Below are 16,754 nucleotides of genomic sequence, written 5' to 3'. Positions count from 1 at the left end.
TTGTTCTTTTGCTCATAATGGAGTGGCTATGCGTGTTGTCATACTGGGAAGTGGTGTCGTTGGCGTAACCAGCGCCTGGTATTTAAGTCAGGCGGGACATGAGGTTACCGTTATCGATCGCGAATCCGGTCCGGCGCTGGAAACCAGTGCGGCGAATGCGGGGCAGATCTCCCCGGGCTACGCTGCGCCGTGGGCGGCCCCGGGCGTTCCGCTGAAGGCGATCAAATGGATGTTTCAGCGACATGCGCCGCTGGCGATAAGCCTTGACGGCACGCAGTTCCAGCTTAAGTGGATGTGGCAGATGCTGCGCAACTGCGATACCCGCCACTACATGGAGAACAAAGGGCGCATGGTGCGCCTCGCAGAATACAGCCGCGATTGCCTGAAAGCGCTGCGTTCCTCAACGGGGATCGAATATGAAGGGCGCCAGGGCGGCACACTTCAGCTGTTCCGTACCGCGCAACAGTACGAAAACGCGACCCGCGATATCGCCGTGCTTGAAGATGCGGGCGTACCGTATCAGCTGCTGGAAGCCAGCCAACTTGCCCAGGTGGAGCCAGCACTTGCCGAGGTCGCGCACAAGCTGACGGGCGGCCTGCGTTTACCGAACGATGAAACTGGCGACTGCCAGCTTTTCACCCAGCGTCTGGCGCGCATGTGTGAGCAGGCCGGGGTGAAATTCCGCTTCAACACCTCTGTCGACAAGCTGCTGTCGGAAGGGGAGAAGATTTACGGCGTGAAGTGTGGAGAAGAGGTCATCAAAGCCGATGCTTACGTGATGGCGTTTGGCTCCTACTCTACCGCGATGCTGAAAGGGATCCTGGACATCCCGGTCTATCCGCTGAAAGGCTACTCCCTGACCATTCCCGTGAAAGAGGACAGCGGCGCGCCAGTATCAACCATTCTTGATGAAACCTACAAAATCGCCATCACCCGTTTCGATAACCGGATCCGCGTCGGGGGCATGGCGGAAATCGTGGGCTTCAATACCGAACTGCTCAAACCACGTCGTGAAACGCTGGAGATGGTCGTCGGCGATCTCTTCCCGCGCGGCGGTTTCATTGAGCAGGCGACGTTCTGGACCGGCCTGCGCCCAATGACCCCGGACGGCACGCCGATTGTGGGCCGTACGCCTTACAAAAATCTGTGGACAAATACCGGCCACGGTACGCTTGGCTGGACCATGGCCTGCGGTTCGGGCCAGCTGCTTAGCGACCTGATTTCCGGGCGGACGCCGGCAATTCCGTTTGACGATTTAAGCGCCGCACGCTATCAATCAGGGTTTACCCCCTCGCGTCCACAACACCTGCACGGCGCGCATAATTAAGGAGTCGTCATGTCCCGTCCCATTCTGGCCCAGCTGGATTTGCAGGCGCTGAAGGATAACCTGCAAATTGTTCGTCGTGCTGCGCCGGGTTCTCGTGTCTGGTCGGTGGTGAAAGCCAACGCCTATGGTCATGGTATCGACCGTATCTGGAGTGCGCTCGGCGCTACCGACGGTTTTGCCTTGCTGAATCTGGAAGAGGCCATCCTGCTGCGTGAGCGCGGCTGGAAAGGACCGATCCTGCTGCTGGAAGGATTCTTCCATGCGCAAGATCTGCCTCTGCTGGATAAGTACCGCATGACGACCAGCGTTCACAGTAACTGGCAGATCAAGGCCATTCAGGACGCGAAGCTGCATGCCCCGCTGGATATCTATCTCAAAGTGAACAGCGGTATGAACCGACTGGGCTTCCAGCCTGAACGTGTGCACACGGTCTGGCAGCAGCTTCGTGCGCTGAAAAACGTCGGTGAGATGACGCTGATGGCGCATTTTGCCGATGCGGAAAAGCCGGACGGCATTGCCGATGCTATGGTCCGCATTGAGCAGGCGGCAGAAGGGCTGGACTGTCCGCGCTCGCTGTCGAACTCAGCGGCAACGCTCTGGCATCCCGAGGCGCATTACAACTGGGTGCGCCCGGGGATCGTTCTGTACGGCGCGTCACCCTCAGGTCAGTGGCAGGATATCGCCAACAGCGGCCTGAAGCCGGTGATGACGTTACGAAGCGAAATTATCGGCGTGCAAACCCTGAAAGCGGGCGATACGGTGGGCTATGGCAGCCGCTATCGGGCAGCGGGCGAACAGCGTATCGGTATCGTGGCGGGGGGCTATGCAGACGGTTATCCGCGCATCGCCCCAAGCGGCACGCCGGTGTGGGTCGATGGCGTGCGTACGGGCACGGTAGGCACCGTCTCAATGGACATGTTGGCTATTGATTTGACGCCATGTCCTCAGGCGGGGATCGGCTCACCGGTTGAGCTGTGGGGCAACGAGGTTAAAATTGATGATGTGGCCGCTGCGGCGGGCACTGTCGGGTATGAACTGATGTGCGCGCTGGCGTCAAGAGTGCCTGTTGTGACGGTGTAACATGTGTGTGCCGGGTGGCGGCTTCGCCTTACCCGGCCTACAAAAGCCCGAATTTAGGCCGGGTAAGCGTTAGCGCCACCCGGCAAAAAAGCAGCTACTCCGCCGCCTCCTCCTCCATCGGCCTTACGCCGACTTTGCGCACCGCGTTATCCTCTTTCTCGGCCACCGTCCAGACCATCCCGGCAAACTCCACCTGGTCACCGACGACCGGTGCAGCCCCTAATAATTGCTGAATAATCTCGCCCAGTGTTTGCTGGTTATCGCGATTCTCCATTCCTCCCTCCAGCCCATAAATCAGCGCCACATCCGCAAAGCGGGCGCTGGCTTCGAGGATAAAATCGCCGAAGAAACGCTGATCCAGCGCCACCGGGGGCGACTGGCTGAACAGCTTGCCCAGGGCAGGCAGGTCGCGCTCGCGGCCAATCACGCAGAGGATATCGTTCTCTCGCAGCCGCGTGCTGCCGGTCGGGTGAAGCAGGGCGTTATCCCGGAACAGGGCGGCAATACGCGTTTCAGCGGGCATATGCAGATCGCGTAGCGAAGCACCCACGCACCACTTATCGGCGCTTAGCTGATAGACAAACTGTTCCCACGGGTTGTCTGGGTGAATATCCAGCCCCACGCGGGAGACCGGCCAGCCAACGGGCGGTACCACCACTTTGGCTTTTTTCGCCGCCCAGCCCAGCGACGTCCCCTGGAACAGCAGCGATACCAGCACCACAAAGAAGGCGACGTTGAAGAACAGACGAGCGTTGTCCAGCCCGGCCATCATCGGGAAAACCGCCAGGATAATCGGCACCGCGCCGCGCAGCCCCACCCAACTGATAAATATCCGCTCACGCAGGTTAAACCCGCGGAACGGCAGCAGCCCGGCAAACACCGACAGCGGACGGGCGAAGAAGATCATCCAGGCCGACAAAAGCAGCGCTGGCACGACGATAGGCAGCAGGTCGGAAGGCGTCACCAGCAGGCCCAGCACCAGGAACATGGCGATCTGTGCCAGCCAGGCCAGCCCGTCAAAGTTTTGCAGTATCGCATAACGGTTACGAATCGGTCGGTTGCCCAGCAGGAATCCACAGAGGTAAACCGCCAGAATACCGCTGCCGTCCAGCGCGGTGGTGACGGCAAAGATTAGGATCCCGCCGCTCAGGGCCAGCAGCGGGTAAAGGCCGGAAGGCAGCGTAATACGGTTGATTGTCTGCTGTAACAGGTAACCGCCGCCGAGACCAATGATAATCCCGAGGCCAAACTGCTGGAGGATGTGCCAGGCGAACATCCAGCTCAGGCCAGTTTCGTGCTGCTGGATCATCTCAATCAGGGTGATGGTCAGGAACACCGCCATCGGATCGTTGCTGCCGGATTCAATCTCAAGCGTGGAGCCAACGCGCTCGTTCAGCCCCTTTCCGCCGAGCAGCGAGAACACCGCCGCCGCATCGGTAGAGCCGACAATCGCGCCAATAAGCAGGCCTTCCATCATATCGAGGTTAAACAGCCAGGCTGCCATCATACCGGTCAGGCCGGAGGTGATTAGCACGCCGACGGTAGCCAGAGACAGCGCCGGGCCTAAGGCAACGCGAAACGAACTTGCCTGGGTGCGCATGCCGCCGTCCAGCAAGATCACCGCCAGCGCGAGGTTACTTACCATATAGGCGAAAGGGTAATTATCGAAGGGGATACCGCCGATTCCGTCAACCCCCGCCAGCATGCCGATAGCCAGGAAAATGACAAGAATAGGTATGCCAAGGCGCGATGAAAATGAACTTAATAAAATGCTGAAGGTTACCAGGATGGAACCCAGAATGAAAAGACTGATTATCGCTGTGGCACTCAATGTCGTCTTACTCCCACCTCAATGTGAACGCTGTTATTAAAACCCTAACATATTAACAACTGTATCTGCGTTTTATTGAGGGGGAATAACGGCTTTTTTATGCCTTTAAGACCGGATGACCGCTGATTGTTAACCGACTGCCTGAATTACCGTGTGCAAGGTGCGCCCGGGCACCCAGTGGCAAGGTAACGGTTTGCTGCTCATGGCCGAAATTCAGACCGGCGATCACCGGAATATCCAGCCGGGAACGAATGAAATCGACCATCGTCTCCAGCGTGTAGCCCGCGTCGTAATCGTTGGGGGCTGACCCGCTGAAACTGCCCAGCACAATGGCCGACTGCCGATCCAGGATCCCGGCGTGATAAAGCTGTAACAGCATGCGTTCGACGCGGAACGGGTGTTCGTTGATATCTTCCAGCACCAGAATGCCGTCCTCGATCTGCGGCAGCCACGGTGTCCCAATCAGCGATACCAGCATCGCGAGGTTTCCGCCCCACAGCTGCCCTTCACATTCCCAGTGCGGTCCGTTGCCTTGCCACTCGACGGTAAACGTCGGGTTTTGCAGGGCGCGCCAGAAATGGTCCTGCGTAAACGCATCCAGCTCCGGCGCACCAAAGTTGCCGGCCAGCATCGGGCCGCTAAAGGTAATGACGTTATGCAACGCCAGCAGGCCGAGCTGGATCGCCGTGAAATCGCTGTGTCCGCAGATTAACAGCGGATCCTGCTGCTGGCGTGCGGCCAGCCCGGCCCAGTCGATGCTCTCCAGCAGCCGGCTTGCGCCATAGCCGCCGCGCACGGCCAGCACAATGGTGTTTTCACCTTCCAGCGTCGCCAGGCTGTTGATATCGCTCAGTCTCTGCGCCTCCGTACCGGCAAAACGCTGCATGCGGCGGGGGATAATTGTCTGATTTTCTACCTGATGGCCTATTTCCAGCAGGCGCTGAACGCCCCGCTGTGCCGCCTCCTGGTTGATGCAGTAGCCCGACGGTGCAATGAGATGAAACTGAGGCATGGCAATTCCTTGCTGAATGAGAATCTAATTGTCTATATCATGCCGCTTATACGCCGCCTGCTTCAAGGGGCGACGTACCGCGATGACCGGCTATAAGGATAGATGACGTGAAATTGAGATGGTTTGCTTTTTTGATTGTGTTGCTCGCTGGCTGTAGTTCAAAACATGATTATAAAAATCCCCCCTGGAACCCCGAAGTCCCGGTAAAGCGGGCCATGCAGTGGATGCCGATCAGCGAACAAGCCGGGAAGGCCTGGGGCGTGAGCCCGCGCCTGATCACCGCGATCATCGCCGTGGAGTCCGGCGGTAACCCGACGCTGGTGAGTAAATCGAATGCGGTGGGGCTGATGCAGTTAAAAGCCTCTACGGCGGGAAGAGAGGTCTATCGCTACATGGGCTGGAAGGGACAGCCATCCACCAGCGAGCTGAAAAACCCGGAACGTAATATCTCTATGGGAACCGCTTACCTGAGCATCCTGGAGCATGGCATTCTGAAGGGGATTGACGATCCGGAAGTGATGCAATATGCGCTGGTGGTGTCGTACGTTAACGGAGCTGGCGCGCTGCTCCGAACCTTCTCATCCGATCGTAAAGAGGCGATAGAAGAAATTAACGATATGGATAAAGATGAATTCTTCGAACACGTTGTGAAGAATCATCCGTCAGCACAGGCTCCACGTTATATCTGGAAAGTACAGAAAGCAATGGACGCCATGTAACGTCTTTGTCGGGCGGCAGCACGCTGCCCGACGCCTTTCAGCGCACTTTATTCGCGCGTTCCCGCGCTTCACGCTCCAGTGAAAAAATGATGCGCTGTAGTTCGCGCTCGGCGCCTGGCCCGACATTCAGAAAGCGAAAACTCAGTCGCGGCGTGGTAATGGTTTCGTTTTTGCCGTCCACCACCTTGCGCTCGCTGATGGCAATCAGCTGGGCGTCAAACCAGAAGCGTCCCCATCCGCCCATATCCAGCTCGATCTGACTAAAACGCATACCTTCCACCAGCCCTTCCGGCTTCGGCATATCCATCAACGCTCCCATGCCGCCCAGCGACAGGTCGAAGAGACGAAAGCGGATCTCTTTTTTGTCCGGCATTTTCGCCTTACAGAAGTAGGCCGGGTGAAGCGGGGCGCTGATGCGAAAATACTCGCGGCGCTGCACGAACCAGAGATTAGCGGGCAGGGGGGTGATAAACGCAGGCAAACCCTGGTACACGATCGTGGTCAGGCGAGGCAGTATAAACTCGACTTTAGCCCCCTGCGTTTCGGCCATCACCGAGAGGTTTTCTGCCTGTAGCGCGGCACGGTTTTCATCGCTCTGGCTACCCAGATCCACGATCAGGTGTTCTGCCGTCACGTCCAGGATCTTGCTGATAAACTGGCTGGTTGACCAGTTGATGCGCAGCGGCACCTCGCCCTTTTTCAGGTCGCGTAACACCCCTAATACAGCCAGCGGATTTTGTTTCAGGAACTGCTCACTGTAGCTACTCACGCCAGATGGCTCCTCGATAGATGACAGACTGTCTCTGGGTTATCGGCACGCTGGCATGAAACTTAATACAAACGATCTGTTTTTCTCCGCTGATATTGATTTGGTAATAAAAATGATAATAATTGTCGTTCCCAATATCATCTAATAATAAGACGACACTATGAGCACCTCACGTTTTGCGTTATGCGCGTTGGCAGGCGCCGTCACGCTGGCATTGCAGACACAGGCTTTCGCAGAAGAACCCAACATCGTGGTAACCGGTACAGAGCAGGGCAGCGCGCTCCCTGCCTGGACCAATAGCGCCACGAAATCAGCCGTCGCGGAAAGTAAAACGCCGCAGGTGATCAACACCATCGCCGCTAAAGAGATTGAGCAGCGGCACGCCAGTTCGGTAAACGAGATCCTGCGCTATGCGCCGGGCGTTTCCACGGAGGTGCGCGGGAGCACCTCTTACATGAGCGAGTACAAAATCCGCGGGTTCAACGTTGATCAGGAGTTCTACAACGGCCTGCAACTTCCCTATAACGTCACCGGGAACACCAAAGCGCGAATCGATCCGCTGCTGATTGAGAGCGTCGATATCCTGAAGGGGCCGTCATCCGTGCTGTATGGCGGCGGCTCCCCGGGTGGGCTGGTCAATATTCAGAGTAAAAAGCCGCAGAAAGAGGCGAAAACGGAACTGGGCTTTAATACCGGAAACCGCAATCTGAAAGAGGGGTACCTGGATTCCACGGGGCAGATCGCGAACAGCGACTGGAACTATCGTCTGCTGGGCAAAGCAACGGAAAGTGACGAACAGGCGCACACCACGCGCTATGAAAACTATCTGGTGGCCCCCTCCGTGACCTGGCAGCCGGATGACAAAACGCGCCTGACCATTGACGCGCTGGCGCAAAATACGCCGAGCCTGACGCCGTCTGATCCGATGCCGCTAAGCTATCTGCGGTCTAAATACGCCGATCGTCGTGACTATGCCGGGGATGAGTGGAGCGGCTTCAAACAGCGCCAGTGGATGCTGGGCTACAGCTTTGAGCATGAGTTTGACAGTGGCTGGGGCTTTAACCAGAAAGCGCGCTACTTTGACGTGGATACCCACCAGCGCAGCGCCTATTCCACCGGGACGGGCAGCGAGGTCTACCAGCTTAACCGCTTCGCCTATACCACGGATGAAGATTTGCAGAGCTTCAACATTGATAACCAGGTTACCCGAACCGTCGCGCTGGGGGACTGGCAACATCATCTGCTGGCGGGCTTTGACTACCAGAAGCTGAACTCTCACTTCCATTATCGTTACGCCTCGTCCACACCGGGTATCGATATGCGCAATCCGGATCACTCGCAGATCGATAACGATGCGCTGGGGCTTTACACCGCGCAGAAAAACCGTCTCAGCTATCAGCAGAATGGCTATTACCTCCAGGATCAGATTGCGTTTGGCGGGCTGAACGTGCTGGCCAGCCTGCGCTATGACGACTACCGTTCCGTCACCACCAACTATCTGCAAAACGGTGACAAAGCCTGGGTATCGCAGGATCGCCTCACCAAACGACTGGGCGCGCTTTATGCCTTCGACAATGGTCTCTCGCCGTTTATCAGCTATTCGGAAGGTTTCGCACCGGTATCGCCGCAGGGTACGCTGACCGCGAAAGACGTTAAGCCCACCACCAGTAAGCAGGTGGAGGGTGGGGTGAAATATCTGCTGGCGGAATATGCAACTACCTTCACCGCCTCGGTGTTTAACATTCGTCAGAAAAATGTGGTGACCAGCGATCCGGGCTTCCTCAACTACCGACAGACCGGGGAAGTGGAATCGAAAGGCGCGGAGCTTTCCGCTATTAGTCGTCCAACGGATAACCTGACGCTGATTGCCAATTATGCCTACACCCACGCCATCAATACCGAAGATGACAAGTACCAGGGCAAACGACCGACGCAGGTCCCTGAGAACGCCTTTAATCTGTGGGGAGATTACACCTTTGACAGCACGCCGCTGAGAGGGTTAACGCTGGGGGCTGGTGCACGCTACACCGGCCCGATGGAGATCTCGCCAGCCAATGACGCAGGCAAGCTGGGCGGTACGACGCAGTACGATCTGGCGGCATCTTACCGCATGGGCGAACTGGCGCCATCGCTGGAGGGGCTGACGCTGAAAGCGAGCGCGCAGAACGTCACCAACAAAGAGACGCTCACCTGCTATGACGCGACCAACTGCTGGATAGGCCGCGACCGCACCTTCCAGGTCGGGGCGAACTACAGCTTCTGAAAAAAGCCCGGTGGCGCTACCGCACTGAACAGTCCCCTCGCCCCTTTGGGGAGAGGGTTAGGGTGAGGGGAACATACGGCGGTGGTGGTCATTCCGTTCACTTTATGTTCCTTGCTACTCTGTAACGACATGACCGGTGAACGTGCCAGGGTGGCTCAGTCGCCACCACCCTGGCGACCCGGGCTCCCGGCGGTAAATCGCCGCTTCGCGGTGCCCTCGGCTTATTCCTTCCGGCTTATCGGGTACGGGCGGAGGTACCGTCCCTGTAAAGCCCGCCCTCTCGGCGCATCCCTGCGCCTCGCCCCGGCCTTCAGGAAACGCCTCAGCGATTTACAGCCGGACCAGGTCATCGCTGAAAGCTCTCAGTTATTCTGAAGGCAGCGTTATTGCTTCTGCTTTGAAATCACTGGGGAACCCTCGCCCCTTTGGGGAGAGGGTTAGGGTGAGGGGCGCTACTGCGCCGCCTGTTTAGCAGGTGCAACATCATCGTTTGCCGCAGACTGATTCTCCGGTACGCTGTCGCACGGCTTCTCTTTCGGGCAGACCATGTCCAGCATCCTGAGCGTCACACCGTTACTCCAGCCGAAACCGTCCTGCAACGGATACTCACCGCCGCCACCGCCGGTACCTGTCGAAGAGACATCGTACTTCTCAACCAGTTTCTTCTCGCGATCGTAGGTATGCTGAACGTTTTTCAGGAAACGCCAGGTCACGTCCATCGCCACTTTCTGCTGACCATAGTTCTGCAACCCTTCCACCGCTACCCACTGCAACGGCGCCCAGCCGTTCGGCGCATCCCACTGCTGCCCGCTGTTGATGGTGGTGGTAGAAATACCGCCCGGTTTCAGCAGGCGCGACGATGCGGCTGCGGCCACTTTATCGGCGCGATCCTGTGATGCGGCCTTCACATACAGCGGGAAGAGGGCCGCGGCAGTCAGCTGATTACGCACCTTCCTGGTTTTCAGATCGTAATCCGCATACCAGCCCTCTTTATCGTTCCACAGGTGGCTCTCCATGGCTTTCTGACGTGCGGAGGCCAGCGCGTCATATTTACTTGCGCTTGCGGTATCCCCGTCTTCCTGGCTGGCACGGGCCAGCAGTTTTTCCATCTTAAACATCAACGCATTCAGATCCACCGGCACGATGCTGGTGGTGCGGATGGTACCCAGCTTCTTGGGATCGTCCATCCAGCGGGAGCTGAAATCCCAGCCCGAGGCCGCGGCAGAGCGCAGATCACGGTAAATCTCGGTGGCCGGACGGTTAGGGTTATTTTTGGCGGTGGTCACGTCATCCAGCCACGACTCAGGGCGTGGCGTGTCCAGATCGTCCCAGTAGCGGTTGAGGAGGGAGCCGTCATCCAGCTTCACTACGCGTTTGTTTGCCTGACCAGGCTGGAGCCCATCAGCCCCCTCCATCCAGTAGGCATACTCCTTCTCCATCTGCGGACGGTATTTCTTCAACGCGTCGCTGTCATGCGTGGCCAACAGTTCCACCATCAAAGAAAAGAACGGCGGCTGAGAGCGGCTCAGGTAGTAACTGCGGTTACCGTTAGGGATATGGCCCCAGGTATCAAGCTCGTATGCGAAGTTGTCCACCATGTCGCCGATCTTATCCCAGTGGCCGCTCTCGGCCAGCCCCAGCATGGTGAAATAGCTGTCCCAGTAATAGACTTCGCGGAAGCGTCCTCCCGGCACGACATAAGGTTTTGGCAGAGGCAGGAGGGAGTCCCATTTGTTCGCTTTGTCGGTGGTGCGGGTCAGCACTGGCCACAGATCGTCTATGTGTTCGCGCAGGCTCTGGCCCTCAGGGGGAACATATTTCTCACCCTCCTTCGGCAGGATAAAGTTCATCTCCACGAAGTGACGCAGGTCAAAACCGGACTGGGTATGCTGCATCCGGTAATCCGCCAGGATCATCAGCGGGTCGCTTTTGGGAACGGCATCCGCGAAGGTTTTCTGATCCGGGAACAGTTTGGCGCTCTGAACGTCATTAAAGAGGGGGCCAAGAAGAATATCAGGTGAGCTTTGCTGGCTCGTTGGCTGGTCTTCAGCATAACCAAATGCGGTAACACCGAGTAGTGCGCCTGCCAACGCAAGGGGTAAAAAAGCGGGGCGTCGTGCGCGAGGTCTTATCATCGGTTCGTCTCCTGTCTTCACTGAGCAGCGTGACCGCTGTTGTCAATTACCTGAAAACCTTAGACGAATATCGATAACTTCGCGTGTTGAATGTCCCATTTTTCGCATAACCAGATAATTCGGGTGCGCTTTCACTACACCAGGGTTGGATTACTTAATTTTTAACCACACCACGGAAAGGCCGGGTAAGCTTCATGCCACCCGGCTTAAGCCCTACAACCCTTTTTTATCCATCAGCACCGCCAAATCCACCAGACGGTTTGAGAAGCCCCACTCGTTGTCATACCACGACAGGATCTTCACCATATTCCCGCCAATCACCAGCGTTGAAAGCCCGTCGATAATGGATGAGCGCGGGTCGCCCTGATAATCACTGGAGACAAGCGGTTCATCGCTGTAGCCCAGGATGCCTTTCAGCGGCCCGCTACCGGCAGCCTGACGGAACGCGTCATTCACCTCTTCGGCGGTCACGTTGCGGCTCAGCGTCACCGTCAGATCGACAATCGACACCACTGGCACCGGCACGCGCAGGGAATACCCGGTGAGTTTACCGTCCAGTTCGGGGATTACTTTCCCGAGCGCTTTTGCCGCGCCGCTGGAATAAGGCACAATCGATAATGCTGCCGCACGCGCGCCGCGCAGATCTTTTTCTGGCTGGTCATGCAGCGCCTGGCTGTTGGTGTAGGCATGCGTGGTGTTCATCAGCCCGTGTTCAATGCCAAACTGCTGGTGCAGCACCTGCGCCGCTGGCGCCAGACCGTTAGTGGTGCAACTCCCGTTACTGACCACAAAATGCTGGGCCGGATCGTACAGCGTGTGGTTCACGCCCATTACCACCGTAAGATCATCATTTTTAGCCGGGGCGGAAATAATGACGCGTTTTGCGCCGCCGCTCGTGATATGCACCGCCGCTTTATCACGTTCGGTGAAGAAACCGGTGGCTTCGATTACCACCTCAACGTCAGCGTCTTTCCACGGAATGTTTGCCGGGTCGCGTTCACTGAATACGGTGATGCGTTGCCCGTCAACCTGTAGCGCGCCGTCCGCCGCTTCCACAGGTACCGGTAGCGTGCCGAGCAGAGAGTCATATTTCAGCAGATGGGCGAGGGTTTTACTGTCCGTCAGATCGTTAATGGCCACAATCTGGATATCCGGATTGCCCAGCGCCGCGCGCAGGACATTACGTCCGATACGGCCGAAACCGTTAATACCGACCTTAACCATGATGCACTCCTTATCTGTGTTGTCTGGAGTTACTGTAGGTGTCAGGTCGGTTGGCGTAAATGACAAAAAAGGATCAGATTACGCCATTCTGCGGCAGTGGAAACGCTGGCGATATTCGCCCGGCGTGAGATGAAGCTGCTTTTCAAAAACGCGGCGCAGGTTGATGCTGGTCCCAAACCCGCTTTTTTCGGCAATGACCTCAAGCGGATACGGGGTCTGCTCCAGAAGCTGTCGTGCGGCGGCCAGGCGCGCTTCGGTGACATAACGGGCCGGAGGTACACCGACGTCACGCGTGAACACGCGGGTGAAATTGCGCGGACTCATGGCGACCCGTTCGGCCAGCCTTTCGACGCACAAATCTGCGGTGAGGTTTTGCAGGATCCAGCTTTGCAGTTCGCTAACCGGTCCGGTCGCGCCGGACTGCTCCAGATTATAGCGGCTGAACTGTAGCTGGCCGCCAGGCCGACGCAGGTACATCACCATATCCTGCGCCACGTTGCGGGCGAGGGTGAAGCCGTAATCATCCTCTACCAGCGCCAGCGTCAGATCAAACCCGGAACTGACGCCGCCGGACGTCCAGACGGGACCATCCTGAACATAGAGCGGGCCGCCCTCAACGTTGACCGCAGGATAGCGGGTTTTCAACGTTTCCAGAAGCCGCCAGTGGGTCGTTGCCCGGCGCCCATCGAGCAGTCCGGCCTGTGCCAGCAGCAGGGCCCCGCCGCAGACAGAGGCGACGCGTCCCGCATGCGGCGCGGCCAGGTGCAGCCAGTCCACCACCGCAGTGCTTTCCTGCTCATTCATGCCACGGCCGGTGATGATAATCGTGTCCAGCGGCTCGCGCGGATCCAGCTCCGGCAGGCGATAGTCCGCCAGCAGATTTAAGCCGGACTGGCCATGGATCACCAGGTGAGGCTGGGTAGTGGCAATAATGATGCGGTAGCGGGGCTGCGCCAGACCGTCCGGGTGCAGACGGTTGGCCTGCATCAGAATGTCGGCTATACCGGCGGCTTCAAACAACATGCCACCATCAGGAACAATTATCAGGATCTTCTTCATGTCCTGAAAAGTACCTTTCTTACAATATAAGTCAAGTGGAGGACGTTGACAGTTACCGAGCACGGTTATGGTCAACCCCGATGTCGGCACCGGCACATATTTTGATACCTACTTAACCTGTTTTTACCGCTCGGCCTGTAAGCTATGGTGCGGGAAAGCAAAGAACTCATAACAAATTTTCATCATGTTTGTAATAAATCGTCGGAGTGGTGGAAAGCAAGCAATAGTGTAGTGACGGTAAAATACCAAATGAAGTTCGCCTGTCGAAAGCAGCGTCTTTATTCATTACCTGGAAAGGGTGGGTTATATTTTGAGCAATGCTTTGGCGAGCAAGAGTGTAGTCAGGCTTAATTATTCATACGGCCCAGACGAAAGAAAATTATCTTAAGAAGGGGGGAGAGCATAAAGTTAATTTGCGGCGTGAAATTAATTTTTTCATCCTTACTGTGTTTTCTTAATTTGATGGGACATCGTCCTGAGTATTGACGATTTGCTATCGATACAACAAATAATTCGTGTGAGATATATTCATATGCAACTGAAAAATTCTCCGTTCTACTAATTATGGTAGTGGCAGAAATAGTGGTATTACGTTAGTGATAATGGTTCTCTTTTGGGTTTTTTTGTCTTTAAATCAGTTAATTGCGCGATTTCTCTATTTTTCAGATTAATCTCAGAGTGAGGCGAATGCCTCATGAATCAGCAGTAGCGAAAAAGGAAATATTGAAAAGGCGATAAGCTCATGTAAACTTGTTTACCGTTTGTCAAAATATGTCAGGATTACGCTGGGCCTTATTCTCGAAGGCTCGTGCGGTAGCTATGCCCAAATAATAGTAACGCCCCGGAAAAACCTGACTATTTTTAACAATAGCACCTAAGTCAAATTTTATCCCCTCTCTTCATCCTCTAAATATCGCTACGGAAAAGCATATGAAACTGCGTGTATTGTTATCACTTCTGTTTGTTATGGCGGTGGCGGGCTGTAAGGCGCCGCAAAAACTAGCGATCACCGATGATACGATTGTGACCAGCCAGGTTAATGGCATCACGCTGACGCACCGTCACGCTGTTACCCCTCCGGCGGAGTTCACTCAGGTGAATGAACCGTATCGTGCTATGTACCCGGCATCCCTGATGAGCCGTCCTGACTACGGTGGAAAAGTGATCCGTACGCTTGAGACCGGAAAAACTTACGTCGTGCTGGGGCAGGTTGAACATTTCTGGATGGCGCTGGCCGATGAAGGGAGTGAACAGCTGATTGGTTACGTGCCGATGCGTGCCGTGATCAAGGCCGACCAGTACGAAGCCACCGTGCGTAAACAGGCACTGCGCCCTAAAGCGCGCAAGAAAACCACCTGTGTTGATGTCGATGGCAACAGCAAAGCCTGCAAAGACAGCGCGAACGGTACCTGGATCCTGAACTAAACGGGTTTCACGAGCATATTTTTATGAATAATAAAAATTTCCATCGGATGTGGTTCCCTTTTTTTGCGTTGATTCTCGCGCTGATCGGTGGTTGTACGTCGTCTTCACACAGCGACCCCTCCCGCTACAATCTTCAGTTTCAGGCTCATCCTCAAATCAATGATTCTGCACCGCTTAAGGTCAGAGTATTGCTGCTGAAATCTGATGCGGATTTCATGTCCAGCGACTTCTACTCCTTACAGAACAACGCGTCAGCCACGCTTGGCGCGAATCTGCTGAACAGCGATGTGTTCTTCCTGATGCCGGGCCAGCTTTCGAAAACCCTGAGCGGTCAAAGCTCACCGGAAGCGCGCTATATCGGCGTAATGGCGGAATACCAGGCACTGGACGGCAAAAAATGGCGCGTCTCACTTCCTTTGCCTGTTCCCGGCGAAAACGCGATTTACCAGTTCTGGAAATGGTCCGCAGATGAACTCCAGGCCAGCGTCTTCCTTGACGTAAATGGTATCCGGGTCATCAGCCAGTAAAGCCCTTCATAACAGGAAAGAGATCATCATGACGAAAGCAGAAAAGGTCGTCTGGACCGAGGGCATGTTCCTGCGTCCCCACCATTTTCAGCGGACAGAAAGTTACCTCCTCAACCACGTTCGTGAGTGGGGGGCCTTGCAGCGTTCGTATCTCTGGGGCTTTCTCGACCTTGAGCTAGATGAAGCGATGCTTCGCCAGGGCTGTATTGCCCTGAGCTACTGTAGCGGTTTGCTGCCTGACGGCACCTTTTTCCAGGTGCGCAGCGACCGCAACGGTCCGGCCCCGCTAAAAATCCCCGATAATCTTACCAATGAAAAGGTGGTGCTTGCGCTGCCGGTTCGTCGCGGTGGACGTGAAGAGGTGATTTTCAGCGAGGAGCACTCTTCTCTGGCGCGTTTTATTACGTTTGAACAAGAGGTAGAAGACGACAACGCCATGTCGGTCGGGGAAGCGACGGTTCAGTTTGGCCGCCTGCGTCTGACCCTGATGCTGGAGAAAGATCTGACGGCAGAATGGACCGCCATCGGCGTGGCGTGCGTCGCTGAAAAGCGCAACGACAACCACGTGCGGCTGGATAACAGCTACATCCCGCCAATGCTGAACGCCAATAACAGCCCGCAGCTGTACGGCATGATCAATGACCTGCACGGCTTGCTGGTGCAGCGTAGCCAGCAGATCGGCGGCCGCCTGCGCCAGCCGGGGCGTTTCAATACGTCCGAGATGGTTGAGTTCACGCTTCTTTCGCTGATCAACCGCCACCTTGGCGACATCTCACATTTAAAAACGCTGCCGCTGCTTCACCCTGAAGCGCTCTGGCGAAGCTGGCTGCCGTTTGCCACGGAACTCGCCACCTGGACGCCGCAGCGTACCGCAGAGAGCGTACTGCCGGTATACGACCATGACGATCTCGCCCTTTGCTTCGGCAAAATGATGCTGATGCTGCGTCAGGGGCTGTCGCTGGTCATGGAAGATCATGCCATCCAGCTGCCGCTGCACGAACGCTCTCACGGACTGAACATCGCCACCGTGCCGGAGACCAGCATGGTCCGCGAATTTGGCTTCGTGCTGGCGGTAAAAGCCAATGTCCCCGGCGAACACCTGCAAACCCATTTCCCTGCCCAGATGAAGGTTGCGCCAGTCTCGAAAATTCGCGATCTGGTTCAGCTCCAGCTGCCGGGCATCATGCTTCGGGCAATGCCCGTCGCGCCGCCGCAGATCCCGTGGCATGCAGGCTACAGCTATTTCGAGCTCGAGAGGGGCAGCGAACTGTGGCACGAGATGGACAAGTCTGGGGCATTCGCGCTGCATCTCGCAGGGGAATTCCCGGGTCTCGATATGGAGTTCTGGGCCATCCGTAGCCCGACAGAATAATAAAGCGAGCG

General features: G+C 56.4%; 12 protein-coding genes and 1 pseudogene. 7 read left to right on the top strand and 6 right to left on the bottom strand.

Going from position 1 to position 16,754, the window contains the following annotated elements:
- Positions 1–28 precede the first annotated feature (28 nt).
- Entirely contained in the window at positions 29–1,327 is a 1,299-nt protein-coding gene (locus ACQG0S_RS12640) for a D-amino acid dehydrogenase (protein WP_022648428.1), read from the top strand.
- 9 nt (positions 1,328–1,336) lie between these two features.
- Entirely contained in the window at positions 1,337–2,407 is a 1,071-nt protein-coding gene (gene dadX / locus ACQG0S_RS12635) for a catabolic alanine racemase DadX (RefSeq protein WP_048966755.1), read from the top strand.
- Between the two features lie 163 nt (positions 2,408–2,570).
- On the opposite strand, the pseudogene ACQG0S_RS12630 reads toward dadX, so the two are convergent.
- Both ACQG0S_RS12630 and ldcA read right to left on the bottom strand, forming a co-directional pair.
- Positions 2,571–4,238 (bottom strand): annotated as a pseudogene (locus ACQG0S_RS12630) (potassium/proton antiporter); the annotation flags it as partial.
- Between the two features lie 97 nt (positions 4,239–4,335).
- The gene (gene ldcA, locus ACQG0S_RS12625; RefSeq protein WP_048966756.1) at positions 4,336–5,250 is read right to left on the bottom strand and encodes a muramoyltetrapeptide carboxypeptidase; all 915 of its coding nucleotides are present in this window, start codon (positions 5,248–5,250) and stop codon (positions 4,336–4,338) included.
- A 107-nt stretch (positions 5,251–5,357) separates the two neighbouring features.
- Between ldcA and emtA the strand changes: the two genes are divergently transcribed.
- Positions 5,358–5,969 carry a membrane-bound lytic murein transglycosylase EmtA gene (gene emtA / locus ACQG0S_RS12620; protein WP_022648424.1) on the top strand — a complete coding sequence of 204 codons (612 nt, stop codon included), beginning with the start codon at positions 5,358–5,360 and terminating at the stop codon, positions 5,967–5,969.
- A gap of 37 nt (positions 5,970–6,006) precedes the next feature.
- Here the strand turns inward: emtA and ycgR are convergent, their stop codons facing one another.
- Entirely contained in the window at positions 6,007–6,738 is a 732-nt protein-coding gene (gene ycgR / locus ACQG0S_RS12615) for a flagellar brake protein YcgR (RefSeq protein ID WP_022648423.1), read from the bottom strand.
- A 160-nt stretch (positions 6,739–6,898) separates the two neighbouring features.
- On the opposite strand from ycgR, the gene ACQG0S_RS12610 reads away from it, so the two are divergent.
- Complete coding sequence (locus ACQG0S_RS12610; RefSeq protein WP_048966757.1) at positions 6,899–9,001, top strand: TonB-dependent siderophore receptor; 2,103 nt, start codon at positions 6,899–6,901, stop codon at positions 8,999–9,001.
- 452 nt (positions 9,002–9,453) lie between these two features.
- Here ACQG0S_RS12610 and ACQG0S_RS12605 read toward each other — a convergent pair whose 3' ends face one another.
- The 3 genes from ACQG0S_RS12605 to ACQG0S_RS12595 all read right to left on the bottom strand — a co-directional run bounded on the left by ACQG0S_RS12605 (position 9,454) and on the right by ACQG0S_RS12595 (position 13,419).
- Positions 9,454–11,136 carry an alpha,alpha-trehalase gene (locus ACQG0S_RS12605; protein ID WP_048965746.1) on the bottom strand — a complete coding sequence of 561 codons (1,683 nt, stop codon included), beginning with the start codon at positions 11,134–11,136 and terminating at the stop codon, positions 9,454–9,456.
- A 213-nt stretch (positions 11,137–11,349) separates the two neighbouring features.
- Complete coding sequence (gene gap / locus ACQG0S_RS12600; RefSeq protein WP_048965745.1) at positions 11,350–12,360, bottom strand: type I glyceraldehyde-3-phosphate dehydrogenase; 1,011 nt, start codon at positions 12,358–12,360, stop codon at positions 11,350–11,352.
- Positions 12,361–12,438: 78 nt separating this feature from the next.
- Positions 12,439–13,419, bottom strand: a complete 981-nt coding sequence (locus tag ACQG0S_RS12595; RefSeq protein ID WP_022648419.1) for a GlxA family transcriptional regulator — start codon at positions 13,417–13,419, stop codon at positions 12,439–12,441.
- A gap of 930 nt (positions 13,420–14,349) precedes the next feature.
- On the opposite strand from ACQG0S_RS12595, the gene ACQG0S_RS12590 reads away from it, so the two are divergent.
- Genes ACQG0S_RS12590 through tssK form a run of 3 tightly spaced genes read left to right on the top strand, consistent with a single transcriptional unit; the run spans position 14,350 to position 16,743 of the window.
- Entirely contained in the window at positions 14,350–14,844 is a 495-nt protein-coding gene (locus ACQG0S_RS12590; RefSeq protein WP_426750415.1) for an SH3 domain-containing protein, read from the top strand.
- A 23-nt stretch (positions 14,845–14,867) separates the two neighbouring features.
- A complete protein-coding gene (tssJ, locus tag ACQG0S_RS12585) occupies positions 14,868–15,371 on the top strand; it encodes a type VI secretion system lipoprotein TssJ (RefSeq protein ID WP_022648418.1) in 504 nt (167 codons plus the stop codon).
- Positions 15,372–15,399: 28 nt separating this feature from the next.
- The gene (gene tssK, locus ACQG0S_RS12580; protein WP_023300335.1) at positions 15,400–16,743 is read left to right on the top strand and encodes a type VI secretion system baseplate subunit TssK; all 1,344 of its coding nucleotides are present in this window, start codon (positions 15,400–15,402) and stop codon (positions 16,741–16,743) included.
- The last annotated feature ends 11 nt before the right edge of the window (positions 16,744–16,754 follow it).

Origin of the sequence: Enterobacter cloacae complex sp. 418I7, from assembly GCF_050030705.1 — a bacterium.
Lineage (GTDB): Bacteria > Pseudomonadota > Gammaproteobacteria > Enterobacterales > Enterobacteriaceae > Enterobacter > Enterobacter intestinihominis.
This window is presented reverse-complemented; position numbering and strand designations above follow the sequence as displayed.